The sequence below is a fragment of the Yinghuangia aomiensis genome, assembly GCF_039542225.1.
GTDB classification, from domain to species: domain Bacteria; phylum Actinomycetota; class Actinomycetes; order Streptomycetales; family Streptomycetaceae; genus Yinghuangia; species Yinghuangia aomiensis.
Genome location: NZ_BAABHS010000005.1, coordinates 25,530 through 48,711 on the forward strand (window position 1 = coordinate 25,530; position 23,182 = coordinate 48,711).

Annotated in this window: 22 protein-coding genes; 8 read left to right on the forward strand and 14 right to left on the reverse strand. The window is 71.8% G+C overall.

Annotation, left to right across the window (positions count from 1 at the left end; all coding sequences use genetic code 11):
- Nucleotides 1-120: 120 nt before the first annotated feature.
- On the reverse strand, nucleotides 121-2,430 hold the full coding sequence (locus tag ABEA93_RS08095) for a molybdopterin cofactor-binding domain-containing protein (protein ID WP_345674646.1): 2,310 nt from the start codon (nucleotides 2,428-2,430) through the stop codon (nucleotides 121-123).
- Between the two features lie 246 nt (nucleotides 2,431-2,676).
- Here ABEA93_RS08095 and ABEA93_RS08100 point away from each other — a divergent pair, with 246 nt between their 5' ends.
- The gene (locus ABEA93_RS08100) at nucleotides 2,677-3,612 is read left to right on the forward strand and encodes an alpha/beta hydrolase (RefSeq protein ID WP_345674647.1); all 936 of its coding nucleotides are present in this window, start codon (nucleotides 2,677-2,679) and stop codon (nucleotides 3,610-3,612) included.
- Between the two features lie 101 nt (nucleotides 3,613-3,713).
- Here the strand turns inward: ABEA93_RS08100 and ABEA93_RS08105 are convergent, their stop codons facing one another.
- Both ABEA93_RS08105 and ABEA93_RS08110 read right to left on the reverse strand, forming a co-directional pair.
- The gene (locus tag ABEA93_RS08105; RefSeq protein WP_345674648.1) at nucleotides 3,714-4,838 is read right to left on the reverse strand and encodes a PP2C family protein-serine/threonine phosphatase; all 1,125 of its coding nucleotides are present in this window, start codon (nucleotides 4,836-4,838) and stop codon (nucleotides 3,714-3,716) included.
- A 178-nt stretch (nucleotides 4,839-5,016) separates the two neighbouring features.
- On the reverse strand, nucleotides 5,017-5,961 hold the full coding sequence (locus ABEA93_RS08110) for a DUF7065 domain-containing protein (RefSeq protein ID WP_345674649.1): 945 nt from the start codon (nucleotides 5,959-5,961) through the stop codon (nucleotides 5,017-5,019).
- A 65-nt stretch (nucleotides 5,962-6,026) separates the two neighbouring features.
- On the opposite strand from ABEA93_RS08110, the gene ABEA93_RS08115 reads away from it, so the two are divergent.
- Nucleotides 6,027-6,743, forward strand: coding sequence for a M50 family metallopeptidase (locus ABEA93_RS08115; RefSeq protein ID WP_345674650.1), 717 nt, complete (start codon nucleotides 6,027-6,029; stop codon nucleotides 6,741-6,743).
- 129 nt (nucleotides 6,744-6,872) lie between these two features.
- Here the strand turns inward: ABEA93_RS08115 and ABEA93_RS08120 are convergent, their stop codons facing one another.
- Entirely contained in the window at nucleotides 6,873-7,310 is a 438-nt protein-coding gene (locus ABEA93_RS08120) for an SRPBCC family protein (RefSeq protein ID WP_345674651.1), read from the reverse strand.
- 94 nt (nucleotides 7,311-7,404) lie between these two features.
- Complete coding sequence (locus ABEA93_RS08125; protein ID WP_345674652.1) at nucleotides 7,405-8,532, reverse strand: LLM class flavin-dependent oxidoreductase; 1,128 nt, start codon at nucleotides 8,530-8,532, stop codon at nucleotides 7,405-7,407.
- Nucleotides 8,533-8,734: 202 nt separating this feature from the next.
- On the opposite strand from ABEA93_RS08125, the gene ABEA93_RS08130 reads away from it, so the two are divergent.
- Nucleotides 8,735-9,640 (forward strand): IclR family transcriptional regulator, encoded by a 906-nt coding sequence (locus ABEA93_RS08130; RefSeq protein WP_345674653.1) that lies wholly within the window; start codon nucleotides 8,735-8,737, stop codon nucleotides 9,638-9,640.
- A 1-nt stretch (nucleotide 9,641) separates the two neighbouring features.
- On the opposite strand, the gene cynR is transcribed toward ABEA93_RS08130, so the two are convergent.
- Complete coding sequence (gene cynR, locus ABEA93_RS08135) at nucleotides 9,642-10,577, reverse strand: transcriptional regulator CynR (RefSeq protein WP_345674654.1); 936 nt, start codon at nucleotides 10,575-10,577, stop codon at nucleotides 9,642-9,644.
- Between the two features lie 120 nt (nucleotides 10,578-10,697).
- On the opposite strand from cynR, the gene ABEA93_RS08140 reads away from it, so the two are divergent.
- From ABEA93_RS08140 to ABEA93_RS08150, 3 genes are read left to right on the forward strand one after another with little or no spacing between them, the layout of a single operon-like run.
- The gene (locus tag ABEA93_RS08140; RefSeq protein WP_345674656.1) at nucleotides 10,698-11,300 is read left to right on the forward strand and encodes a carbonic anhydrase; all 603 of its coding nucleotides are present in this window, start codon (nucleotides 10,698-10,700) and stop codon (nucleotides 11,298-11,300) included.
- A gap of 53 nt (nucleotides 11,301-11,353) precedes the next feature.
- Complete coding sequence (cynS, locus tag ABEA93_RS08145; protein ID WP_345674657.1) at nucleotides 11,354-11,824, forward strand: cyanase; 471 nt, start codon at nucleotides 11,354-11,356, stop codon at nucleotides 11,822-11,824.
- Between the two features lie 26 nt (nucleotides 11,825-11,850).
- Nucleotides 11,851-12,351: a nucleoside deaminase gene (locus ABEA93_RS08150; protein ID WP_345674658.1), complete on the forward strand. Its 501-nt coding sequence runs from the start codon at nucleotides 11,851-11,853 to the stop codon at nucleotides 12,349-12,351.
- Nucleotides 12,352-12,371: 20 nt separating this feature from the next.
- On the opposite strand, the gene ABEA93_RS08155 is transcribed toward ABEA93_RS08150, so the two are convergent.
- The 5 genes from ABEA93_RS08155 to ABEA93_RS08175 form a co-directional block, all read right to left on the reverse strand.
- Nucleotides 12,372-12,710, reverse strand: a complete 339-nt coding sequence (locus tag ABEA93_RS08155; protein WP_345674659.1) for a P-II family nitrogen regulator — start codon at nucleotides 12,708-12,710, stop codon at nucleotides 12,372-12,374.
- Between the two features lie 60 nt (nucleotides 12,711-12,770).
- The gene (locus tag ABEA93_RS08160; RefSeq protein WP_345674660.1) at nucleotides 12,771-14,144 is read right to left on the reverse strand and encodes an ammonium transporter; all 1,374 of its coding nucleotides are present in this window, start codon (nucleotides 14,142-14,144) and stop codon (nucleotides 12,771-12,773) included.
- Nucleotides 14,145-14,569: 425 nt separating this feature from the next.
- The gene (locus ABEA93_RS08165) at nucleotides 14,570-15,043 is read right to left on the reverse strand and encodes a hypothetical protein (protein ID WP_345674661.1); all 474 of its coding nucleotides are present in this window, start codon (nucleotides 15,041-15,043) and stop codon (nucleotides 14,570-14,572) included.
- Between the two features lie 57 nt (nucleotides 15,044-15,100).
- On the reverse strand, nucleotides 15,101-16,567 hold the full coding sequence (locus tag ABEA93_RS08170; RefSeq protein WP_345674662.1) for a sensor histidine kinase: 1,467 nt from the start codon (nucleotides 16,565-16,567) through the stop codon (nucleotides 15,101-15,103).
- On the reverse strand, nucleotides 16,564-17,292 hold the full coding sequence (locus ABEA93_RS08175; protein WP_345674663.1) for a response regulator transcription factor: 729 nt from the start codon (nucleotides 17,290-17,292) through the stop codon (nucleotides 16,564-16,566). The genes ABEA93_RS08170 and ABEA93_RS08175 overlap by 4 nt, the downstream gene beginning before the upstream one ends.
- Nucleotides 17,293-17,576: 284 nt before the next feature.
- Here ABEA93_RS08175 and ABEA93_RS08180 point away from each other — a divergent pair, with 284 nt between their 5' ends.
- Nucleotides 17,577-18,821, forward strand: a complete 1,245-nt coding sequence (locus ABEA93_RS08180) for a low temperature requirement protein A (RefSeq protein ID WP_345674664.1) — start codon at nucleotides 17,577-17,579, stop codon at nucleotides 18,819-18,821.
- A 17-nt stretch (nucleotides 18,822-18,838) separates the two neighbouring features.
- Here ABEA93_RS08180 and ABEA93_RS08185 read toward each other — a convergent pair whose 3' ends face one another.
- Nucleotides 18,839-19,666 carry a hypothetical protein gene (locus tag ABEA93_RS08185; RefSeq protein ID WP_345674665.1) on the reverse strand — a complete coding sequence of 276 codons (828 nt, stop codon included), beginning with the start codon at nucleotides 19,664-19,666 and terminating at the stop codon, nucleotides 18,839-18,841.
- 153 nt (nucleotides 19,667-19,819) lie between these two features.
- Nucleotides 19,820-20,725, reverse strand: a complete 906-nt coding sequence (locus tag ABEA93_RS08190; protein WP_345674666.1) for a LysR family transcriptional regulator — start codon at nucleotides 20,723-20,725, stop codon at nucleotides 19,820-19,822.
- A 115-nt stretch (nucleotides 20,726-20,840) separates the two neighbouring features.
- Here ABEA93_RS08190 and ABEA93_RS08195 point away from each other — a divergent pair, with 115 nt between their 5' ends.
- Nucleotides 20,841-22,055: an amidohydrolase family protein gene (locus ABEA93_RS08195; protein WP_345674667.1), complete on the forward strand. Its 1,215-nt coding sequence runs from the start codon at nucleotides 20,841-20,843 to the stop codon at nucleotides 22,053-22,055.
- 31 nt (nucleotides 22,056-22,086) lie between these two features.
- Here ABEA93_RS08195 and ABEA93_RS08200 read toward each other — a convergent pair whose 3' ends face one another.
- The gene (locus tag ABEA93_RS08200) at nucleotides 22,087-23,136 is read right to left on the reverse strand and encodes an EamA family transporter (protein WP_345674668.1); all 1,050 of its coding nucleotides are present in this window, start codon (nucleotides 23,134-23,136) and stop codon (nucleotides 22,087-22,089) included.
- Between the last annotated feature and the right edge of the window lie 46 nt (nucleotides 23,137-23,182).

A 23,182-nucleotide genomic window follows, 5' to 3' on the forward strand; every position in this document is an offset into this window, starting at 1 on the left:
GGAAATCTGGCACAACCACCTCCGCTTCCCAGGACAAACCAGGACAGCCGCCATCGGTGTGACGATGATTCACGGTGTTCGCCCAGGTCTATGGGGTTATCCGGCCTCTTGTGGAGTAGCTCACGGCACCTCGGCCGGCGCCACCAAGTCCGCCGGCCGGAGCGGGATGCGCACCAGCGGCAGTCCGGTGGCCGCCCGGATCGCCGCGACCACCGCCGGGGCCGCGGACACGGTCGGCGCCTCGCCGACCCCGCGCAGCCCGTACGGCGCATGCGGGTCCGGGTACTCCAGCAGCACCACCGGCATCGCGGGCGCGTCGGCGATCGTCGGGATCAGGTAGTCGGTGAACGACCCGTTCACCACATGCCCCTCGCGCACCACGATCTCCTCGGTCAACGCAAGGCCCATGCCCTGCAGTCCGCCGCCCTGCACCTGCCCGGCGATCGCCTGCGGGTTCATGGCGCGCCCGACGTCCTGCGCGGCCGCCAGTTCGACGACCTTGACGAGGCCGAGTTCCACGTCGACGTCGACGACCGCCCGGTGCGCGCAGAAGCTGTACTGCACGACGGCGTCGCCCTGCCCCGTCACGGGGTCGAGCGGGAACGTGGCCCGGTGCCGGAACTCCGTCGTGCGTTCGATCGGCTCGCCCGCCCGGGCCAGCGCGTCGGCGATGCCGCCGAGTACGGTGCCGTCCGCCGCGGTGACCAGCCCCCCGGCCAGGACGGCGTCGGCCGGCAGTCCCGCGCGGGCGAGCAGCTCGGCCCGCACGAGCCGGCAGGCGTCCCGGACGGCCCCGCCGGACACATACGTCTGCCGCGACGCCGACGTGGACCCGGCCGATCCCACACGCGTGTCCGCGGTCTCCAGCACCACGGCGTCGAGCCCGAGTTCGGTGCGGGCGATCTGCGTCCAGACCGTCACCCCGCCCTGCCCGACCTCGGCCGCGGCGGTGTGCACCGTCGCGAGCGGCTCGCCGGCCACCAGTTCGAGGCGCACCCGGGCGGTCGAGTAATCGTCGAAGCCTTGCGAGAACGCGATGTTCTTGACGCCGACGGAGTAGCCGACGCCGCGCCGCACGCCTTCGCCGCGGGTCGAATACGAGTAGCCGCCCGGGAGTTCGCCGGTGTCCCGGGGCTGCGCGTCGGCCGGCATCGGCAGGTCCCGGACGATGCCGAGGATCTCGGCGACGGGGGCGGGCGAGTCGAGGACCTGCCCGGTCGGCGTCGCCCCGCCTTCCGCGAGCGCATTGCGCTGCCGGAACTCGACGGGATGCAGGCCGAGTTCGGCGGCGACCCGGTCCATTTGGCTCTCGTACGCGAAGCACGCCTGCACCGCGCCGAAACCGCGCATCGCACCGCACGGCGGGTTGTTGGTGACCAGGCCGATCGATTCGATGGCGACGTGCGGCACCTCGTAGGGGCCGACGCCGAGGACCGCGGCGTTGCCGACGACGGCGGACGTCGTGGAGGCGTAGGCGCCGCCGTCGAGGACGACGCGGGCTTTGACGTAGACGAGTTTGCCGTCGCGGTCGGCGCCGTGTTCGTAGTCGAGGGTGGCGGGGTGGCGGTGCACGTGGCCGAGGAACGACTCCTCGCGGCCGTAGACCATTTTGACGGGCTTGCCGGTGTGCAGGGCGAGCAGGCAGACGTGCGCTTGCAAGGTGAGGTCTTCGCGGGCGCCGAACGCGCCCCCGATGCCGCCGAGGGTGAGGCGGACCTTGTCCTCGGGGAGGCCCAGGACGGGGGCGAGTTGGCGCTGGTCGACGTGCAGCCACTGGGTGGCGACGTACAGGTCGATGCCGCCGTCCTCCCCCGGCACCGCCAGTGCGGCTTCCGGGCCGAGCGGCGCCTGGTCCTGCATCCCGAGGGCGTACCGGCCGCGCACGACGACCGCGGCGCGGGCGCGCACGGCGTCGTCGTCGGGGTCGCCGCAGCGGACGGGTTGCCGGGCGACGACATTGCCGGGGTGGAACGGGTTGACGGTGGGCGCGTCGGGGGCGAGGGCCTGGGCTTCGGTGACGACCGGGTCGAGGACGTCGTACGCGACGGCGATCCGCGCGGCCGCGCGCCGGGCGGTCTCCGGGTGGTCGGCGGCGACGATCGCGACGGGCTCGCCGTGGTACCGGACTTCGCCCTCGGCGAGGACGGGGGTGTCGGTGGTTTCGAGGCCGTAGAGGTTGCGGCCGGGGACGTCCGCGTGGGTCAGCACGGCCTCGACCCCGGGGGTGGCCAGCGCGGCGCCGATGTCGACGGAGAGGATCCGCGCCCGCGGATGCGGACTCCGCAGCGTGGCACCCCACAGCATGCCGTCCGCCCACAGGTCGGAGGCGTACGCGAAGGCCCCTTTGACCTTGAGGATCCCGTCGGGCCGCGGCGGACTGGTGCCGATGCCGGACACGGGCGGGGCGGTGACGGTGGCCCTATCGCGCATGAGAGCCCCTCTCGACGGAGACCGATTCCCCGATGATCACACCGGCCTGGGGGGTCCCCTGAATTCCACGCTGCCCGAACCGGCGCCGGGGCAGCAAGCTCTTCGTCCACAGCCGTCGGTTGTCCACAGCTTCGCACGCGACGCGCTTCACCTCCCCCGCGCCGCGCCGTACAGTGCCCCCAGCCTGACACCGCGTGCCAACCACCACGTCCGGTTCACCGCGACCACCTGCCCGAGGGAGCCCTCATGACGCTCAACGCCGAACTCGGCGCGTTCCTCGCCGCGATCCCGCAGCTCGCCTTTGCCGGCGAGCCCGCGGAGTTCCGCGCGAAAATGGACGCCGGCATGGCTCTGCGGCCGGTCACCACGCCGCTCCCCCGGGTCGAGGACCGGACGGTCCCGGGCCCGGCGGGCGCCCCGGAGCTGCCGGTGCGGATCTACGCGCCGGAATCCCCGGAGGCCGCGCCCGGGCTGCCGGTCGTGGTCTTCTTCCACGGCGGCGGGTTCTGCATCGGCAGCATCGGGAGCCACGACCCGGTGGCCCGGAAGATCGCCGAGCAGGTCGGCTGCATCGTCGTCTCGGTCGAGTACCGGCTGGCGCCCGAGCACCCGTTCCCGGCCGCCTACGAGGACGCCTGCGCCGCCTACGCGTGGGTCCGCGAGCATGCCGCGGACCTCGGCGGCGACCCGGACCGGGTGGCGGTGGCCGGGGACAGCGCGGGGGCCTCGCTGTCCGCCGCCGTGTGCCTCATGGCCCGCGACCGCGGGATCGCGCAGCCGGTGTTCCAGCTGCTGTGGTACCCGGCGACCGGCGTCGAAGGCACCGCGTCGCAGCTCGCCAACACGAACGACCCGCTGCTGCCGCCGGACTCCATCGCGTGGTTCGGCGAGCACTACTTCTCCAAGATCCCGCCCGGCGCGGCCGTCCCCTATGGCGCCGTCGCCCTCGCCGACGACCTGTCCGGACTCGCCCCGGCGCTGGTCGTGGTCGCGGGCGAGGACCCGCTGCACGACGAGGGGATCGTGTACGCGGAGCGGCTGCGTGCCGCCGGAGTCCCGGCCGCCGTCGAGGACCACCCGGACATGTCGCACGGCTTCGTCAGCTTCGCCGACTTCGTCGCCCCTGCGGCGGCCGCCACCGCGGGCTCGTACGCGGCGCTGCGGAAGGCCTTCGGCATGTAGCGCGACCCTGCGGAATCACACCCGCGGAATCACACCCGCGGAATCACACCGGGAGAATCACACCGGGCGAATTACACGGCGCGAACGACAACCGGCGCGGACTACGCCCCGCGCGCCAGGGCGATCACCGCCACGTCGTCCTCCGCCTCGACCGCGTACGCCGCGAGGTCTTCGCGCAGGAACGCCACGACGGCGGCGGGGTCGACGGTGCTGCGTCCCCAGAATCGCGTCGTGAGGCGTTCCTCGGTCGGGTAGAAGACGCCGTGCCCGTCGCGGGCTTCGCTGACCCCGTCGGTGTGCAGGACGAGCACGTCGCCGGGGGCGAGGGGCTGTGTGGTGGCTTCGGTGCGGGTGTCGGCGAACGCTCCGAGGCCGAGGGGGATGCCGGGGTGGACCGGGATCTTCTGCGCTTTGCCGTCGCGGACGAGGATCGGCGCGGGGTGCCCGCGGCCGACGATGCGGACCTCGGGGCGGTCCGCGGGGAATTCCAGGAAGAGCGCGGTGACGAACAGTTCGGTGTCGCCGACCTCGTGGGCTTCGCGGACGAGGCGGCGTTCCATGTGGTCGGCGAGGTCCGCCAGGTCGGGGATGTCGTAGGCGGCGTCGCGGAAGCTGCTGAGGACCGTGCCGACGTGCCGGATCGCGCCGAGGCCTTTGCCGCGGACGTCGCCGATGACGACGCGGACGCCGAAGCGGGTTTCCACCAGGTCGTACAGGTCGCCGCCGACGAGGGTGCGCGGGTCGCCGGCCGCGTAGAAGCCGGCGGCGTGGACCGGCCCGAGCGTGGCCGGAACGGGTTTCAGCAGCATCATCTGCAGCGCTTCGGACACCGAGCGGGCCTGGATCACGTTGCGTGCGTCGCGTTGGCGCTGGCGGGACAGCTCGATGCTGACCGTGCCGAGCACGACGGTGGAGACGTAAAGGCCGATGTGGTGGACCTCGCCGAGGTGGTCGAACCGCCACGCGAACAGGAGTTCCAGGCCGAGCGCGACGACGATGAACAGGGCGACGGTGCGGGCGCTGCGGGTGAGCGCGGCGAACACGGGCACGCCGATGAGCAGGAATCCGGCGGCGAGCCTGCGCGGGATCATGATTTCGCCCAGCGCGTCGACGGCGACGAGGACGAAGGGGGCCCACCAGATCCAGCGCGCGGTGATCGAGGAAGGCGAGGGCGCGGTGTCGAGCCGCCCGGCGACCCGCCGCTCGGGGGTCGGCTCGGTGTTCACGCGGTCCACGATAAGCCGGACGGTCGTCCTCGCTCCGGTCGCCCGCCGCGCCGAACGGGCGGTTCGTGGCAGGTCCCGACCAAGGGCGGCACGGCGCCAGGACCCTGGTCCCGGGTCCGTGGCCGCCGTGCCGGGGCCTGCCGCGCCGCCCGTCCGGTCACCGCGGGATCACGTTCCGCTACCCGACGCGCAGCTCGCGGAGTTCCCGGCTGAAGCGGCGGATTTCCGCGGCGCTGAAGTTCTCGTGGTCCTCGCCGTAGGCGGTGACGCCGTCGAACGTCCATTCGGTGAGGCAGTTGACGGTGAACAGGTTCGGGTTGAGGAAGAACCCGAGGCGGTTCATCGTGCGGCCTTCGGCGTGGAGTTCGCGGCCGAGTTCGTCGACGCCTTCCAACACGACACGTGTCGCCCAGCCGGATTCGGCGTCGCGTTCGACGACCTCGCGGCGGCCCTTGGCGAGCTTCGCCCACACGCCGTCGCGGAGCACGTAGCCGTGGATGGAGATGCAGCCGGAGCCGAAGTCCATCGTGATGGAGTGGAAGGCGTCCCGGTCGGAGGCGGTGGCGTAGCTGTAGCCGCCGCGGCGCGCGGGCGAGGTCATGAGGCCTTGGCCGAACTGCGAGCGGACGCCCCAGGAGCGGTCGCGGAAGCCGTAGGAGTCCACCGGGATGGTCTCGCCGCGCAGCTCGATGGTGCCGGTGTAGCGGCCGGGCTGGTCGACGTGCTTGTCGCCGAGGTAGTGCGGCGGCAGGACGGCGGTGAAGGTCAGGTCGACGGAGATCTCGTCGCCGCCGTCGGGGTCGGTGTACTTGACCTCGTAGACCTTCTGCGGTTCGAGGCACTTGTAGCTGATCCCGTTGGGTAGCTGAATGTCCGTCAGCTGCTGCTCGGGGAGAGGGAGATGCCAGAAGTTCTTGGCGTACAGCGCGTCGTGCGGGTGGCGGCCGGTGTCGTCCCAGAAGTAGGCGCCGCCGGCGGCGACCTTCTGGTTCGGGCGGAAGAACGGATACAACTGGCCCGACAGCCGGCGCTCGGGAACCGTGAACGTGAACCAGCACGTCTCGGTCCAGTACGGGTCGTCGACGGTCGGCGGATGGAACTCGTCGTCAGGGTGCATCGTCATGACGCACTGCGTACTACGAGTCCTTGTCAGGGTCAATCAATAGCGGTGTGTAGGGCGGAGCGCGCGTGGAGACGGTGTCCTTGCAGGAGTTGTGGGACCGGGTCGTCGGCACCCAGCCCGACCCGCCCCGCTGGCTGATGGCGGTGACCGGGATTGTCGCGCTTGCCGCGGTGCTGAACCGCCCGGTGTGGCGGCCGTTGCGGACCGTGGTCACCATCGCGCACGAAGGCGGCCACGCGCTCGCCGCGCTGCTGTCCGGGCGGCGCCTGACGGGCATACGCCTGCACTCGGACACCTCCGGGGTGACGCTGTCGGTGGGCAGGCCGACGGGCTTCGGCATGGTCGTCACCGCGTTCGCCGGGTACGTGACCCCGTCGCTGCTGGGCATGGGCGGCGCGGCGCTCCTCGCGTCCGGGCACATCACCATGACGCTGTGGATCACCCTGCTCTGGCTGGCGCTGATGCTCACCATGATCCGGAACGTGTACGGCGCGTTCGCCCTGGTCGTGGTCGGCGGCGTGGTGTTCGCGGTGTCGTGGCTGGCCAAGTACCAGGTGCAGGCCGGGTTCGCGTACCTGCTGGTGTGGTTCCTGCTGATCGCCGGCATCCGCCCGGTGTTCGAACTCCAGCAGCTGCGCCGCCGCGGCCAGGCGCAGTGGTCGGACGCCGACCAGCTCGCCACCCTGACCCGGATCCCGGGCGCGGCGTGGGTCGGCCTGTTCGGCGTGGTGAACGCGGTGTGCCTGGGGGTCGCGGCGGGGTGGCTGCTGGCCGCGGCCTGAGCGGCGCGCCCCGGCCCCCCGCGCGGCCCCGCGCGGGCGGGAGGGCAGGAGACACACGAAACGCCGGAGTCCTTGTGGGACTCCGGCGTTTTTGCGTGGTGCGTCGGCCGGTCGGGTGCCGGCGCTGGGTCAGACGACCTCGTCGATCCTGGCGAGCACGCCGTCGTAGATCTTGCGAAGGCCGGACGGCGCGAACGTCTTCTCGAAGAAGCCGCCGATGCCGCCCGCACCCTGCCACGTCGTGTGGATGTTGACGCGGCTGCCGCCGGTGCCCGCCGGGACGACCGTCCAGGTGGTGACCATGCTGGAGTTGCGGTCGGTCTCCACCAGGGTGCGCTCGGCGGGCTGGGCGACGTCGAGCAGGCATTCGCGCGAACGCTTCTTGGTGGCCTGGAGGTTCCAGTGCACGACCGTGCCCGCGCCCTGGCCGCCTTCGCGTACTTCGTAGCCGGAGAAGTGCTCGGTCAGCAGCTTCGGCCGGGTCCCCGCGTAGTCGGACAGCGCGGCGAACACCGCGTCCGGCTCCCCGGCGACCTCGCGCGACGCATCGGCGTTGACCTGCCCCATCACCACTCCTCGAGTTCGGACTCGCCGGCGGAGTGCCGGCGGGGCAAGCAAACCACTTCGGCACGTCCGGCCACGAATCCGGGCGGGGTCGGGATCAGGCGGTCGGCGGCTGCACCTTGGGCGTGTACTTCTCCAGCTCGGGGATGACTTCCTTGCCGAGGATCTCGATGGTCTTGAGGATGTCCTGGTGGTCCAGGTAACCCCACTGGACGTAGCAGATGAGTTCGTCGACGCCGAGGTCCGCGTAACGCTTCATCTTGGTGATGCAGGTCTCCACGTCGCCGATGACGATCATGTCCGCGGCGTCGAACGTCTCGACCGGGACGTCGCCTTCGAAGAGCGGCTTGAGCAGCGGGAAGGTCTTGTCCCGTTCCTCCGGGCTCAGGTGCGGGAGTTCCCACTCCAGGGTGAACATCGCGAGGTTCTTGTACCACCAGGCGACGGATTCCCAGACCTTCGGGCTGACCTTCTTGCTGCCTGTGGTGTGCACGAGGGTGTAGGCGGCGACCTTGTTGGTCGCGACGTCGGTCAGCGGCGTCGCGTTCGCGGCGGCCGCGCGGTACGCGGCGACCTGCGCGGCCATGACCTCCAGCGGCTGCATGATCGAGAACGACAGCAGGCCGAGCCCGTTGGCGCCCGCGACCTCGGCGGAGCCGTTGGACGTCGCGGCCATCCACGCGGGCGGGTGCGGGTCCTGGAACGGCTTCGGGGTGACCATGCGCTTCGGGAACGAGAAGCGCTCGGACTCGTACTCGAAGTACTCGTCGCGCCACATGCCGCACACGATCTCGATCGCCTCGCGCCAGTCGTCGCGCGACTTGGCGATGTCGACGCCGAACGCGGTCTGCTCCATGGGCGTCGAGCGCCCGGTGCCCCACTCGACGCGGCCGTTGGACAGGATGTCGACGGTCGCGACCTTTTCGGCGATGCGCTGCGGCGGGGTGAAGCCGAAGGGGGTGAGGGTGACACCGAAGCCCATGCGGATCTGCTCGGTCAGGCCGGCGAGATGGCCGAGGAAGACTTCGGAGGCGGGCATGTGGGAGCGGCCCTCGCGGAAGTGGTGTTCGACCGCCCAGATCGTGTTGAAGCCCATCTTGTCGGCGAGCCGGATCTGTTCGACCGCCTCGCGGTAGGCGCGCTGCTCCTCGCGGCGCTGGCCGTAGGGGTGGGGGCCGTTCCAGGGGCGGGGGACGTCGACTTCGTACAGCACGTCGAGCTTCATGCGCGCGCCTCCAGGTCGCTGGGGTCTGCCGAGGATTTTTCGATATTCTGAAAAGCACTTCGAAATGTGATAGGGAGTGTGACGCGATGTCCGCCAGGCCACAAGGCCGACGGCAGGGCCGATTCCGGTTCCGCGCGTCGGCGTGGGCGCCGGGCGGCAGCGCGTTCACGGGGACCGGCCGAGCATTCTGGGGAGGACGACGATGGTTCGTCCCGCACTCGCGGCGACACGCGCGATCGACATCCTGAACTTCTTCGCGGCGCATCCGGGCGATGCGTTCACGCTGTCCGAGCTGTCCGCCTCGACGGGCATCAACCTGGCGTCCGCGCTGTCGGTGCTCCAGGCGCTGGAGGACGCGGGCTATTTGGTGCGGCATCCGCGGCGCAAGACGTACGAGCTGGGCCCCGCGCTGATCGCGCTCGGCGACGCGGCGCTGCGCAGCAACCGCATGGTGGATCTGGCCCGGGGGGAAATGCGGGCCCTGGCGGAGGAATTCAGCACCGAGGCGATCCTGAGCGCGCCGGTCGGCGACGACCTGGTGATCCTGGCGATCGAGGGGCGCCCGCAGTTGGCGTCGGCGGACGTGCGGGTGGGGCAGCGGGTGCCGCTCGTCCCGCCGGTGGGCCAGGCGTTCTTCGCGTGGTCCCCGCCCGCGCAGATCGAGGCATGGCTGACCCGGCTCGACCGGCGCATGCAGGCCACGGCGAGCGTGCACCTGCCGCTGTCGCTGGCCGTGGTCCGCGAGCGCGGCTATTCGATCACCGTCGAGAGCCCGACGCGCACGGAGATCGGCGCGACGCTGGAACGCCTCGCCGATCGGCCCCGCGAAGCGCCGCGCCTGCGCGACCGGATCGCGGAATTGACGGCGGCGCTGGGCGAGGAGGACTACGAGCTGCTGGAGGTGGACCCGGAGGCGACGTACGACATCACGACGATCGTGGCGCCGGTCTTCGACGCGCTGGGGACGGTGGCGCTGGGGATGACGCTGAACGGCCTGTCGCAGGTGACGGGGAGGCAGGTGCTGGCTTACGGGGATCGGTTGGCGGCTACGACGCGGCTGGTGACGAAGATGACGGGTGGCCGGGCACCGGACTTGTCGGAGGCCTGACTCAGGGCCCTCCCTCCTCCCACCAGGCGGTGGCATACCCGCGTTCCCGCACCAAGTCCTGCGCAATGCGCAGGAACGCCCGGGCCGCCGCACTGCGATAGGCGCCGGTGCGCCCGAGTACCACCACCGTGCGCGGCGGCAACGGCGGGGCGACGGCCACCCGGACGAGGTCCGGGTGGCCGTCCGCGACCGCATCCGGCAGCACGGTGGCCAGCGGCGCATGCCGGACGATCTCGGCCAGCGCCTGGATCGAGTTCGCCTCGACCGCGATGCGCGGGCTCACGCGGTGCCGTTCCAAATAGGCGTCGACATGCCCGCGGGTGGTGAAGTCACCGGTAAGCAGCGCGAGTTGCCGTTCGGCCAGATCCGCGGTCGTGAGCGGCGCCGCACTCTCGGGCCGCCGGGCATCGGGATGGGCGGCCCCGACGACCAGGCTGAGCGTCTCGGCGTACAGCGGATCCGCCCCGACGCCCGTCGCCTGTGCGCCGCCGAAGGCGATGCCGAGGTCGATGGCGTCGGCGAGGAGCGCCGGTTCGATGCGTTCCTGCGGCATTTCCTCGACGGTCAGCGTGATGCCCGGGTGACGGCTGTGCAGCGCCGCGGTGAGGGGGCCGACGAGGTAGGCGCTGAACGACGGGGTGACGGCAAGACGCAGGTGGCCGCGCGACAGGTCCCGCACGTCGTGGACGGCGCGTTCGGCGGCCGCGAGGTCGCGCAGGGCGCGGCGGGCATGGTGGACGTACGTCGCTCCGGCGTCGGTGAGCCGCACCGCGCGGCCGGTGCGGTCCAGGAGCTGGGCGCCGACCGCGCGTTCGAGCTGTTTGATCTGCTGCGACAGGGTCGGCTGCGAGACGTGGAGTTCCTCCGCCGCCCGGGTGAAGTTGGCGTGTTCGGCCACGGCGAGCAGATAGCGCAAATGACGGAGTTCGACGGCCATTCCTCCGACTATAGACGACATCTATAGGAGTGATGATTTCTCCGTCTTGGACGCTATAGACCCTGCTCGTGCATGGTGAAGGAGTCGGTTTTCGGACCGGCCGCGATCGAAGGAGTGACCATGCCCGACCTGACCGAAGGCGTCGCCCGGTTCCGCCGCGACGTCTACCCGGCCAAAGCGGACCTCTTCGCGCACCTGGCCGCGCATCACGCGCCGTCGACGCTGTTCGTCGGCTGCTCGGATGCCCGGGTGGTGCCGGAGCTGATCACCGGGAGCGAGCCCGGCGAGCTGTTCGTGGTGCGTACCGCGGGCAACCTCGTCCCCGCGTACACGCCGGGCACGGACGGGGTCGCCGCCAGCATCGAGTACGCCGTCGCCGTGCTCGGCGTCTCCGACATCGTCGTCTGCGGGCACTCCGCCTGCGGCGCGATGACGGCGCTCGCCGAACGCCGGGACCTGACCGCCGCCCCGGCGGTGGCGGGCTGGCTGCGGCACGCGGACGCGGCACAAGCGGTGTCCGGCACGGGGGCCGGTGCAGCCGCTTCCTCGGTCGACGCGCTGGTCCGCCACAACGTCCTCGCCCAGCTCGCGAACCTGGCCACCCACCCCGCGGTGGCCCGCGCGCTGGCCGCGGGCACCGTCACGCTGCACGGCTGGGTCTTCGACATCGCCACCGGCGGCGTCGACGTCCTCGCCCCGGCAGCTCCCGCACACGCGGCCTGACCGGCCGTTCCCCCCGGATTCCCCCTCTCCCCCACCGCAAGGAAGCAAGCGCCATGCCGCACGCCCAGTTCGACCCCACCGCCCGCGAAGCCCTCGCCGCCGAAGCCGTCCTCGCCAAGACCCGCAGGGACCTGACCTGGCAGCAGATCGCGGACGCGGCCGGCCTGTCCGTCGCCTTCGTCACCGCCGCGGTGCTCGGCCAGCACGCCCTGCCCGCCGACTCCGCCAAGGCCGTCGTCGAGCTGCTCGGCCTCGACGAGGACGCCGAGCTGCTGCTGCGGACCATTCCCACCCGCGGCTCGATCCCGGGCGGCATCCCGACCGACCCGACGATCTACCGCTTCTACGAGATGCTCCAGGTGTACGGCACCACCCTCAAGGCGCTCGTCCACGAGGAGTTCGGCGACGGCATCATCTCGGCGATCAACTTCAAGCTGGACGTCAAGAAGGTCGCCGACCCGGAGGGCGGCGAGCGGGCCGTGATCACGCTGGACGGCAAGTACCTGCCGACCAAGCCGTTCTGATCCGCTCCGAGCCTCCTGGAGACGCCATGGACTTCGCACAACGCACCATCGACCTGGCTCGCGCCAACGTCCTCGAAGGCGGACGGCCGTTCGCGACGGTCATCGTCAAGGACGGCGAGATCCTCGCCGAAAGCCCCAACAAGGTCGCCCAGACCGGCGACCCCACGGCCCACGCCGAGATCCTCGCGATCCGCGACGCGTGCACCAAGCTCGGCACCGAGCACCTGACCGGAACGACGATCTACGTGCTGGCCCACCCGTGCCCGATGTGCCTCGGCTCGCTGTACTACTGCTCGCCGGACGAGGTGGTGTTCCTGACCACCCGCGACGCCTACGAGCCGCACTACGTCGACGACCGCAAGTACTTCGAGCTGGCGACGTTCTACGACGAGTTCGCCAAGGACTACACCGAACGCCGCCTGCCCATGCGCCACCAGCCGGAAGACGCCGCCGTCGACGTCTACCGGCTCTGGCAGGACCGCAACGGCGGCGAACGCCGCGTGGCGGGGGTGCCTTCGGCGGAGTGAGGATGCGGGGGCCGGGCGCGCTACAGCGCGTCCGGCCCGCGTTCGCCCGTCCGTACGCGGATGATCGTCTCGACGGGAACGCTCCACACCTTCCCGTCGCCGATCTTCCCGGTGTGGGCGGCCTTCGTGATGATCGTCATCACGTCCGCGGCGTCGCCGTCCTCGACCACGACCTCCAGGCGGATCTTCGGCACCAGGTCCACGTGGTACTCGGCGCCGCGGTACACCTCGGTGTGCCCGTGCTGCCGTCCGAAGCCACTGGCCTCGGTCACGGTCAGGCCCTGCACGCCGAACTCCCGCAACGCGGTCTTCACGTCGTCCAGTCGGTGCGGCTTGATGACCGCGGTGATCAGTCGCATGGCTCTTCTTCCGCCAAATCCTCGTCGGGGCGCAGGAGGCCGGCCCGGCGCGTGGTGCGGTCAGTCCTCGTCGGCGTCGGCCCGCTCGGCCCGCTCGGCGCGGTCCGGACGGCTGATGCCGAAGCCGCCCGTGCCGCCGGTTCCGCCGCCGAAGGAGCCCCCGGACAGGTGGGACGCGGCCCCGACCGAACCGAGATCGTAGGCGGTCTCGGCGTGTACGGCCAGATCCAGGCCGACCTGCTCGTCTTCCTCGGACGTGCGGAACCCGATCGTCCGGTCGATGACCTTCGCGATCGCGTACGTGACCCCGAACGAGAACAGCGCCGCAATGATCACCGCGGCGATCTGCTTGCCCAGCAAGTCGAGTCCGCCGCCGTGCAGCAGGCCGCGCTCGCCGTCGGGCGTGACACCGTCCCACGCGAACACGCCGATCAGCACGGTGCCGACGACACCGCCGACGAAGTGGACGCCGACGACGTCGAGCGAGTCGTCGTAGCCGAACTTGTGCTTCCAGCCGACCGCGTACGAACACAGCACGCCCGCCGCGAGCCCGATCACCAGCGCGCCCGGCATGTCGACGACGCCGCACGACGGGGTGATCGCCACCAGGCCCGCCACGGCGCCGGACGCCGCACCCAGCGTGGTGGCGTGCCCGTCGCGCTGCTTCTCCACGAGCAGCCAGCCGAGCAGCGCGGTGCACGCGGCGGCCTGCGTGTTGACCAGGGACTGCGCGGCGAGGCCGTTGGCGCCGAGCGCGGAGCCGGCGTTGAAGCCGAACCAGCCGAACCACAGCAGCCCGGCGCCGAGCATCACGAGCGGCAGGTTGTGCGGGCGCATCGGGTCCTTCTTGAAGCCGAGGCGCGGACCGAGGACCAGAGCGACCGCCAAGCCCGCGGCACCGGAGTTGACCTCGACGACCAGGCCGCCGGCGAAGTCGAGCGCGCCGAGCTTCTCCCGGATCCAGCCGTTCGGACCCCAGACCCAGTGCGCGAGCGGCACGTACACGAGCGTCACCCACACGGCGCAGAACACCAGCCACGCCCGGAACCGCGCCCGGTCGGCGATCGCGCCGCTGATCAGCGCCACGGTGATGATCGCGAAGGTCAGCTGGAACACCATGAAGACCAGCGACGGAATCGTGCCGGTCAGCGAGTCGGGCTTCATCCCGTGCAGGAACATCTGCCCGAACCCGCCGAGGAGGCCGCCCCCGCCGAGATCGCCGCCGAACGCGAGCGACCACCCGAACGCGAACCAGACGATGCTCACGACGGCGATCGCCGCGAAACTCATCATGATCATGTTGAGGACGCTCTTGGCGCGCACCATGCCGCCGTAGAAGAGCGCGAGCCCCGGCGTCATCAGCAGCACGAGCGCGGTCGCGGCCAGCATCCACGCGGTGTCCCCGGCATTGAGCTGGTCCGCGGCCAATCGCATCGGCATGTCCTTTTCCCCTGGGCACGCCCCGCCCGGCCGCGGGGCTCAGCCCAGCGTGGAGAGCCCCGGTTTCCCCCGGTGTACGTCGAAGTTACGCGCGCGTTACGCAACCTGATGTCGTGTTACTTCGACGTTGCCGCGGAGTGTCGGAGCACTCACACCGTGCGGGGACGGACATGCGGGGGAAACGCGGGGTCATCCGGTCTACGGCGCCGAGTCGCCGTCCCCCTGCGCCGCGTCCGCGTCCGCTCGGTCCGCGGCCGACTCCGCCGCGGCCGCGATGCTCGCGATGTCCGACGGCACCGCCGTGGCGGCCGGGGTCCCGCCTGAAGGGGTGGCCGAACTGCCGCCGTCCGACTGGCACGAAGCCGTCAGGAGCACCGCAGCGACCACCCCCGCCACGGCGAGTCCGGCTCGGGCGCGGGTCACTCCTTGCCCGACGGGCTGGACGCCGGCTTCGGCTGGGCCGCGCACCAGTTCTTGACCGCGTCGAGGTCGGTCTTCCCCTTCGTCAGGATCGGCAGCAGCGCCTGCCGGGCCGCGAGCCGGTCGCCGAGGAGGGTGGCGATCTCCGGGTGGCCGAGGGCCTTCTGACGGTCGATGCGCGCCTGCACCGCGGCGATGGAGCCGGCGTCCTTCGCGCCGCCGTTGAGCCGGGTCAGGGCCTTGTTCAGGCGGGTCTCCAGGACCGGGACGCGGGCGCAGAACTTGGCGGCGTTCTTCGCGGCCGCCTTGTCCGCCTTCTCCGCCGCCTTCTGGGCCGCCTTCTGCGCGGCGTCGGACTGGGCGGACGGGGCCGTGGAGGGCGTGCCCGTGTCGGCGACGGCGGGGCCGGCGCCGAGCGCGGCGGCGGCCGCGAGGACCGCGCCGAGCGCGAGAACGCGGGTCGAACGTGCCATGGCTGGTTTCCTTTCCGTCGGCGGCACCGGCGGGTCCCGGTGCCGATGACGGCGACGTTAACCGCGGTTTTTGTGGAAACCCTGTGGGCCTGGGCCCGTTCCGGAAAGCCAGTCGTGCCGGTCGGCGGCGGTGGCCGCGGGCGGGTGGACGGGCAGGTCGATCCGCACGAGCAGCCCGGGTCCCGGGTCCGCGTCGGCCAGTTCCACGGTGCCGCCGTGCACGGCGGTCTGCTGGGCGACGAGGGTGAGGCCGAGGCCGGATCCGGGGCTGGCGGCTCCGCGGCGGAAGCGTTCGAACACCGCGGCGCGGAGTTCCGGGGGGATCCCCGGGCCGTCGTCGGCGACGGTGATGCGCACCCGGTCGGCGCCGGTTTCGGTCCGGACGTCCACCCGGACCCGGGTGGTCGCCCCGCCGTGCACCACGGCATTGCCGATCAGGTTGTCCAGGACCATCCGCAGCCCGGTCTCCCAGCCCCGCACCAAGGCGTCGTCGAGAGTGGTGAGGGCGATGTCGGCACGCGGGTACGCGACGCGTGCCGTGTCGACGGCGGCCTGCGCGACGGCGGCGAGGTCGACCGGCCCGAACGCGTCGTCCCCGATGAGGTCGCCCTGCGCGAGCGCGCCGAGGTCGCGGAGCAGGCCGAGGACGCGGGCGTGTTCGCCGGACAGGTCGGCGAGGATCTCGGTGCGGTCGGCGGCGTCGAGGTCGGGGTGCCGGTCGAGGACGTCGAGGTTGGTGCGCATGCTGGTGAGGGGCGTGCGGAGTTCGTGCGCGGCGACGGCGGCGAACGAGCGGGCGGTGTCGAGGGCGCTCGCGGTACGGGCGGCCTGCTCGTCGTAGCGGCCGAGCAGGGTGGCGAGGGTCTTGCCGAGGTCGTCGACGTCGCCGACGCCCGTGGGGACGTGGACGTCGCGCGTCGCGTCGGTGCTCGGGTCGAGTCCGGCCGCGCGGGCGCGCAGCTGCCGCAGGGACTTCGTGGCCCGGCTCGCGGCGGCGAACCCGGCGAGTGCGGCGGCCGGGACGGCGAACGCGGCGACGAGGAAGACCCGGTTGCGCAGCTGCTTCTCGCGGCCGCGGGCTTCGTCGTCGGCGGTGAACAGCCACAGCGTCGCGGCCGTGCGCGGCTTGGCGAGGACCACCGGGACGGACACGGCACGCCAGTGCCGTCCCCCTTCCGAGACCCCGATCGGCTTGCGTGCCGAGGCGGGCAGTTTCACGTCGGGGCCGGGCTGGGGTCCGGCTTTGTACGTCTGCTCGGTCGTCGTCAGCCGGACCCCGTCGTCCAGCGCCGACAGGAACAGCTCGGCCGAACGGCTCTGCTCCTGGCGGTCGTTGTCCTTCGCCGTCGCCCGCAGCAGCGACTGCGCCTGCGGGGCGAGGACAGCCGCTCGGCGCCGCAGGGTGTCGTCGCGTTGCGTGCGCTGGTCGTGCACGACGAGCCGGAACAGCAGCAGTCCCGCGGACAGGACGAGCAGCGGCACGAGCACGGAAGTGACGAGGGCGATGCGGGTGGAGAGTCTCACCGGCGGGCCCCGTCCTCGCGCAGCACGAATCCGATGCCGCGGACGGTGTGCAGGATCCGCGGTGCGCCGTCGGCTTCGAGTTTGCGGCGCAGGTAGCTGACGAACGTGTCCACGACATCGGAGCGGACGTCGAAGTCGTAGCCCCACACCCGGTCCAGGATCTGATCCCGGCTCAGCACCCGCCCGCGGTTGCGGACGAGCACTTCGAGGAGGGCGAATTCGCGCCGGGTGAGGGTGAGTTCGGTGCCGTCGACGGTGGCGGTACGGGCCACGGGGTCGACGACGAGGCCGCCGCAGCGCAGCGCGGTCTCGGGTGCGGCCCGGCCCGCGGTGCCGGGTATGCGGCGCAGCAGGGCCCGCAGCCGCAGTTCGAGTTCTTCGAACGCGAACGGTTTGACGAGGTAGTCGTCGGCGCCGGCTTGCAGCCCGGCGATGCGGTCGGCGACCTCGTCGAGGGCGGACAGGACGAGGATCGGCAGGTCCCAGCCGTCGGCGCGCAGCCGCCGGCACACGCTGGTGCCGCTGAGGTCGGGCAGGCACACGTCGAGGACGACGATGTCCGGCGGGCCTCCCGGGTCCGCGTCGCCGGCGACCGCGGCGAGGGCTTCCCCGCCGTCGGCGGCCAGCCGCACGTCGAACCCGGCCAGCCGCAGCCCGCGCCCGACGGCCCGCCGGATCGCCGGATCGTCGTCGACGACGAGCACCACGTCGCGTCTCGAGGCCATGGTGGGGTCCCTTCCGTACCGTCCGGCGCGACGCCGGGCGGCGTTCGTGTGCGGTCCGGTACCGCATCTTCCGCTTGTCCGTGCCGCATGTGCCGCTTGTCTGCGCCGCATCTTCCGCCAAAACGCGTGCCGGTGGCGGCTGCGTTGCGCCCGGAATCCGGCTTGGCGACTTCTGCCGTACGGCTTTCGCGCGCACGCAGACCCCCGTCCCGCCGCAATCCCCCCACTCCCCCCGCCCGCTGCGTACTGTGGCGCAGATCTGGCGCACGAGGAGCGGAGCGGGGATGGCGGCCGAGGAGAACCTGGTGGTCACGGCGGGAAAGCCGTGGAGCCGGGGGGCGGCGTTGCGGGATCCGGACGAGGAGCACCGGGCGTCGACGCCGCTGGAGTTGTTCTTCGACCTGTGTTTCGTCGTCGCCGTGTCGCAGCTGACCGGACGGTTGGAGCACGCGTACGCCACCGGGCACATCGGCACCGGCATGCAGGGCTTTGCGATGCTGCTGTTCGCGGTGTGGTGGGCCTGGATGAACTTCACGTGGTTCGCCAGCGCGCACGACAGCGACGACGTGCCGTACCGGCTGCTGACGTTGCTGCAGATGGCCGGGGTGCTGATCCTCGCGGCCGGTGTCGACGCGGCGTTCGACGGCCAGACGTACCGCGTGGTGGTGGCCGGCTACGTGGTCATGCGGGTCGCGTTGATCGTGCAGTGGCTGCGGGTCGCCGCGCACCAGCCGAGTGTGCGGACCCGGGCGAGGCGGTACGCGATCGGCGTCGGCGTGGTGCAGCTGCTGTGGATCGGGGCGGCGATCCCGGACTCGATCACCCTGTTCAAGGCGTTGTTCCTGCCGCTCATGCTGATCGAGATCCTGGTGCCGATCTGGGCCGAGCAGGCCGAAGCGCCGGGTCTGATGTGGCACGCGGAGCACATCGCCGAGCGGTACGGCCTGTTCGCGCTGATCATTCTCGGCGAGTCCGTGTTGGCCGCGACGGTGGCGGTCAACGACGCGACGGAAGGCGGCGTCACCGCCCCGGTCGTGACGGTCGCGGGCGGCGGGCTGCTGGTGGCCTTCTCGTGCTGGTGGCTGTACTTCGACACCCTCGGCGGCGACGGGCCGGACAGCCAGACCCGGGCGTTCACGTGGGGCTACGGCCACTACGTCGTCTTCGGCGCCCTGGCCGCGGTCGGCGGCGGTATCGCCACCGCCGCGGCGGCGGTCGCGGCGCACGGTCCCGAGCACGGGATTCCGGACCGCACCGCCGCGCTCGCGGTCACCGTCCCGCTGGCGGTCTTCCTCGTCGCCGTCGGGGTGATCTCGCTGCGGCCGAAGGACCCGTGCGGTCCGGAGCGGCTGGTGCGCTGGGCGATCGCGGCGGCGGCGCTGGTGCTGGCCGGGTTCGTCCTGCCGCCCGCGCCGGCCACCGCCGTGGCGGGGGGCGTGGCGGCACTGCTGGTGGCGGTGGAGACCGTGGCGGCCCACCGGCGCTACCGGGCGCAGACCGACACCGGCCGCATCCGGGCCGCGGGCTAGGCAGTGACCGCGACGGCCTAGGCCGGGACTCCGGGCCGGGCCGGGATGTCGCCGCCCGCCGGGCGTCCGCCCGCGATGCCGGCTTCCCGGCCCGCCGCGGACAGCAGCCCGTCCATGACCCGCACCGCCGGGTCCAGGGGCGGCCCTTTGCTGTCGACCACGACCAGCACGATGGCGTCGTAGGCGAACCGGATGCCGATCCGCAGCCGGGTGTCCTTCCCTTCCGCGCCCTTCGGGTCGTCGATCTCCCACACCAGGTTGTTCGCGTCCGACGTGCCGGGGGTGCGCACGCCCTTCGAGCCTTCCGCGCATGCCGTGACCGCGTCCATGACGCGGCTGAGCGCGTTGGGCCGCTGGGTGAAGGGCTGGTAGCGGATCAGCGTCTCGCGGGCACCGCCGGTGTCGTGCGTGAATCCCCGTTCGCTCACCCGCACATCGTCCGAGTTCGGCAGCTTCACCTGCACGCAGTCGGGGCCGCGGTGTCCCGAGTCCGTCCGCCAGCCGGTCAACTCGCCGGGTATCAGGGGGAGTTGTTCGGGGTCGAGCAGGGCTCCGGCCGGCCATGGCGCGACGTCGGCCGGCGAGTCGGCGGACTTGTCGTCGCCGCCGAAGGTGCCCCAGTCGCCCTTCATGACGGCCAAGGCCAACGCGAGGAACAGGCTGACCATCACGGTGCGGAACCACCAGCTCGCGAACACGTCCCAGCGTCCGGCAGTCCCGTAGCGGCGTGCCCCGCCGCGGCGCATCCGCAGCCGGTCCCACGGCCGTTCCCACGGATGGCGGCCGCGTCCGCCCTCCGGGCGCTCCCACTGCCAGCCGCCGTCACTGCCGTTGTCGTCGTGCACCTATCCCCCAGCCAGAAGATCGCCCCGCGGTGCGCAGCAGCGTACCGAGCCGCGCCGACCGCGCCGCGGGGCCCGGCGGGGGCGGTTCCGGGGCGTCGGGCGGACGGGCCGCGAAGGGCGGATCTTGGCGTCCCCGGCAGCCGGACAGGTCGGCTAAAGCTGCTCGGCGAGGTCGCTGTCCTCGGCGACCTCGCGCAGGCATCGGACCAGGAGGTCCACGCCTTCGTGGTCGCGGTCGGAGCGCCAGAAGGCGGTGACGGGGACGTCGGGGGTGCCGGTGAGGTCGACCTGGACGATGCCGCGGACCGGGCGCTGGCGGGCCCAGCTGCGCGGGGAGATGCCGACGCCTTGGCGGTCGACGACGCGGGCGATGACGTCGTCGACGCTGCCGTACGCCTCGACGATGTCGTCGGCGCCCGCACGGCGCAGCGCGTCGGTGACGCGGGTGTAGAGGCGCGGGTGGGGGCCCCGGGGCCAGACGATGACGGGTTCGCCGCGGACCAGCTCGGAGAGGTCGACGGAGTCGCGGGCGGCCAGCTCGTGGTCGGCGGGCAGCAGGGCGACGAAGGCGAAGGTGCCGACGCGGGCGGAGCCGAGACCCGGGCCGAGGTCGGGCATCCAGCCGATGCCGGCGTCGAGGACGCCTTCGCGGACGTCGGCGACCTGGCGGGCGGTGGGTTCGCTGGTCCACTGCACGCGGAGTTCCGGGTGGCGGATGTGCAGGGCGGAGATGGCGGTGGAGACGAGCGACGGGCCGAGGCCCGAGGTATACCCCACACGCACCTGCCCGGCTTCCCGGGAGGCGCGCCGGCGGACGTCCGCGCAGGCGTCGTCGAGGAGCCGCAACGCGTCGTCGACCTGCCGCCGGAACTGCTCGCCGACCGGGGTCAGGGTGACCGGCAGCGAGCTGCGGTCGACCAGGCGGACGCCCAGTTGCTGCTCAAGGCGGCGGACCGCCTTGGACACCATGGGCTGCGACAGGTAGAGGCGGGCGGCCGCGCGGCCGAAGTGGCGTTCTTCGGCGACGGCCAGGAAGCTCCGCAGATCCCGCAAGTCCATGCCGCCAGGATATGCCCGTGCGGAATAACGTTAGCCGGGACTGGGGGCTTGGCCGGGCCGGGCGCAGCGGGTTTCCTGGAGGGGACAGGCCAGGGCACGGATCAGGAGCCGCATCATGACGCTGGAAATCCCCCGCATCATCTCGGTCGACGACCACGTCGTCGAGCCGCCGAACCTGTGGCAGGACCGGCTCCCGGCGAAGTTCAAGGACCGCGGTCCGCGCGTGGTGCGCGAGAAGGCGAAGTTCAACTTCGTCGGCGGCGTCTTCTCGTACGAGAAGGGCGTCGAGGACGGCGAGTGGTGCGACTGGTGGCTGTACGACGACCTGGTCTACCCGTTCCCGAAGCTGTCCGCGGCGGTCGGCTTCGACACGCTGGACGTGACGCCGGTCACGTTCGACGACATCCGTCCGGGTGCGTGGATCCAGTCCGAGCGCCTGAAGGACATGGCGGCGAACCACACGGACGCGTCGATCTGCTTCCCGAACATCCTTCCGCGGTTCTGCGGCCAGGCGTTCCTGGAGCGCCAGGACAAGGAGCTGGCGCTGCTCTGCGTCCAGGCGTACAACGACTGGATCATCGACGAGTGGTGTGCCGGTGAGGGCAAGGGCATCCTCCTGCCGATGACGCTGATCCCGCTGTGGGACCCGCAGCTGGCGGCGGCCGAGGTGCGCCGCTGCGCGGCCAAGGGCTCGTTCGCGGTGGCGTTCTCGGAGAACCCGGTGCCGCTGGGCCTGCCGTCGGTGCACGACAAGGGCCGGTTCTGGGACCCGTTCTTCCAGGCCTGCGAAGAGACCGGCACGATCATCAACATGCACATCGGCTCGTCGTCGAAGATGCCGTCGACGTCGCCCGACGCGCCGTTCATCGTGTCGTCCACGCTGACCTTCCAGAACGCGATGGGCTCGCTGGTCGACTACATCTTCTCGGGCGTGTTCGACCGCTTCCCGAACATGAAGATCGCGTACGCCGAGGGCCAGGTCGGCTGGATGCCGTACGTGCTGGAGCGCGCCGACAAGCTGTGGGCCGAGCGCGACGACAACGACTTCGGTTCGTCGCTGGCGAACAAGCCGTCGTCGTACATCAAGGACCGCGTGTACGGCTGCATCTTCGACGACGAGATCGGCCTGAAGAACCGCGACATCATCGGCATCGACCAGATCTGCTTCGAGGTCGACTACCCGCACGCCGACGCGACGTTCCCGCACACGCTGAAGGTCGCGACGGAGATCGCCACCAACGCGGGCCTGACGCAGGAGGAGTGCTACAAGCTGTTCCGCGGCAACGCCATCAAGGCGTACGGCCTGGACCGCTTCGGCATCACCAAGTAACCGACGCAGCCGAACAGCGGTCATGCGGTAGTCACCCGGCACCGACCGGGTCGGCACCGTCCGCGGCGCGGGATTCCTGCCGGATTCGGCGGGGGTCCCGCGCTTGCGTGTGTGCGGGCTCGCGGGTGGGTGCGGGCGCGCGGGTGCGCACGGGCTCGTGCGGCACGGCGCGGCGGCGGGTCGGGAGGTTCATCAGCGCGATTCCGGCCATGACGACCGCTCCCCCGGCCCAGTCCCACGCGGTGGGGCGTTCGCCGAGGACGGCGGCCGCGGCGGCGATGCCGACGACCGGGACGAGCAGGGTGTAGGGGGCGACGGCGACGGCCGGGAAACGGCCGAGCAGGTTGTTCCACAGGCCGTAGCCGGCGAACGTCGACACCACGACGATGTAGACCAGTGCGGCGATGCCGGACGGGCCGATGCCGGTGAGCGCGTCCCGGTCGGCCGACCAGCCTTCGAAGGCCAGCGACAGCCCGAACAGCGGCAGCGGCGCGACCAGCCCCGACCACACCACCAGCCCGACCCCCGCCGCGCTGCCCGCCCGCCGGGTCAGCACGTTGCCCAGCGCCCACGACGCGCCCGCCGCCACGACCAGGAGGAACGCGCCGATTCCGGCGCTCTGCCCGCGTCCGGCCGCGATGACCGCCAGTCCGGCCGCCGCCACGCCGAGCGCGGCGAGCCTGCCGCGCGCCGGGCGTTCGCCGAGGAACGCCATCGCGAACAGCACGGTGAACATCGCCTGGCACTGCAGGACGATCGACGACAGCCCGGCGGGCATGCCCAGGTGCATCGCGGTGAACAGGAAGCCGAACTGGCCGACGCACACGAGCATGCCGACGCCGACCACGATCCGCACGGGCACCCGCGGCCGCGGCACGAAGAACACCGCGGGCAGGGCGACGAAGGTGAACCGCAGGGCCGCGAACAGCAGCGGCGGGAACGCGTCGAGGCCGTAGTCGATGGCGACGAAGTTCAGGCCCCAGATGACGGCGACCAGGGCGGCTTGGACCGTGTGAGAGCGCTGCATCTGCGGGATGTGCGGGATCTGGGGGACTTGGGGCACCTGCGGCGATTCCGGCATGACCGCCAGTGTTCCGGCGGGCCTATCCTCAGGACCAGCTACTTTT

Excerpts from the sequence above, each read along its gene's own strand:
- ABEA93_RS08130 (WP_345674653.1), top strand. The coding sequence starts at position 8,735 with ATGGTTCGTCCCGCACTCGCGGCGACACGCGCGATCGACATCCTGAAC.
- ABEA93_RS08100 (WP_345674647.1), top strand. The coding sequence starts at position 2,677 with ATGACGCTCAACGCCGAACTCGGCGCGTTCCTCGCCGCGATCCCGCAG.
- ABEA93_RS08120 (WP_345674651.1), bottom strand. The coding sequence starts at position 7,310 with ATGGGGCAGGTCAACGCCGATGCGTCGCGCGAGGTCGCCGGGGAGCCG.
- ABEA93_RS08195 (WP_345674667.1), top strand. The coding sequence starts at position 20,841 with ATGACGCTGGAAATCCCCCGCATCATCTCGGTCGACGACCACGTCGTC.
- cynS (WP_345674657.1), top strand. The coding sequence starts at position 11,354 with ATGCCGCACGCCCAGTTCGACCCCACCGCCCGCGAAGCCCTCGCCGCC.
- ABEA93_RS08110 (WP_345674649.1), bottom strand. The coding sequence starts at position 5,961 with ATGACGATGCACCCTGACGACGAGTTCCATCCGCCGACCGTCGACGAC.
- ABEA93_RS08190 (WP_345674666.1), bottom strand. The coding sequence starts at position 20,725 with ATGGACTTGCGGGATCTGCGGAGCTTCCTGGCCGTCGCCGAAGAACGC.
- ABEA93_RS08125 (WP_345674652.1), bottom strand. The coding sequence starts at position 8,532 with ATGAAGCTCGACGTGCTGTACGAAGTCGACGTCCCCCGCCCCTGGAAC.
- cynR (WP_345674654.1), bottom strand. The coding sequence starts at position 10,577 with ATGGCCGTCGAACTCCGTCATTTGCGCTATCTGCTCGCCGTGGCCGAA.
- ABEA93_RS08160 (WP_345674660.1), bottom strand. The coding sequence starts at position 14,144 with ATGCGATTGGCCGCGGACCAGCTCAATGCCGGGGACACCGCGTGGATG.
- ABEA93_RS08140 (WP_345674656.1), top strand. The coding sequence starts at position 10,698 with ATGCCCGACCTGACCGAAGGCGTCGCCCGGTTCCGCCGCGACGTCTAC.
- ABEA93_RS08095 (WP_345674646.1), bottom strand. The coding sequence starts at position 2,430 with ATGCGCGATAGGGCCACCGTCACCGCCCCGCCCGTGTCCGGCATCGGC.
- ABEA93_RS08155 (WP_345674659.1), bottom strand. The coding sequence starts at position 12,710 with ATGCGACTGATCACCGCGGTCATCAAGCCGCACCGACTGGACGACGTG.
- ABEA93_RS08180 (WP_345674664.1), top strand. The coding sequence starts at position 17,577 with ATGGCGGCCGAGGAGAACCTGGTGGTCACGGCGGGAAAGCCGTGGAGC.
- ABEA93_RS08150 (WP_345674658.1), top strand. The coding sequence starts at position 11,851 with ATGGACTTCGCACAACGCACCATCGACCTGGCTCGCGCCAACGTCCTC.
- ABEA93_RS08175 (WP_345674663.1), bottom strand. The coding sequence starts at position 17,292 with ATGGCCTCGAGACGCGACGTGGTGCTCGTCGTCGACGACGATCCGGCG.
- ABEA93_RS08165 (WP_345674661.1), bottom strand. The coding sequence starts at position 15,043 with ATGGCACGTTCGACCCGCGTTCTCGCGCTCGGCGCGGTCCTCGCGGCC.
- ABEA93_RS08200 (WP_345674668.1), bottom strand. The coding sequence starts at position 23,136 with ATGCCGGAATCGCCGCAGGTGCCCCAAGTCCCCCAGATCCCGCACATC.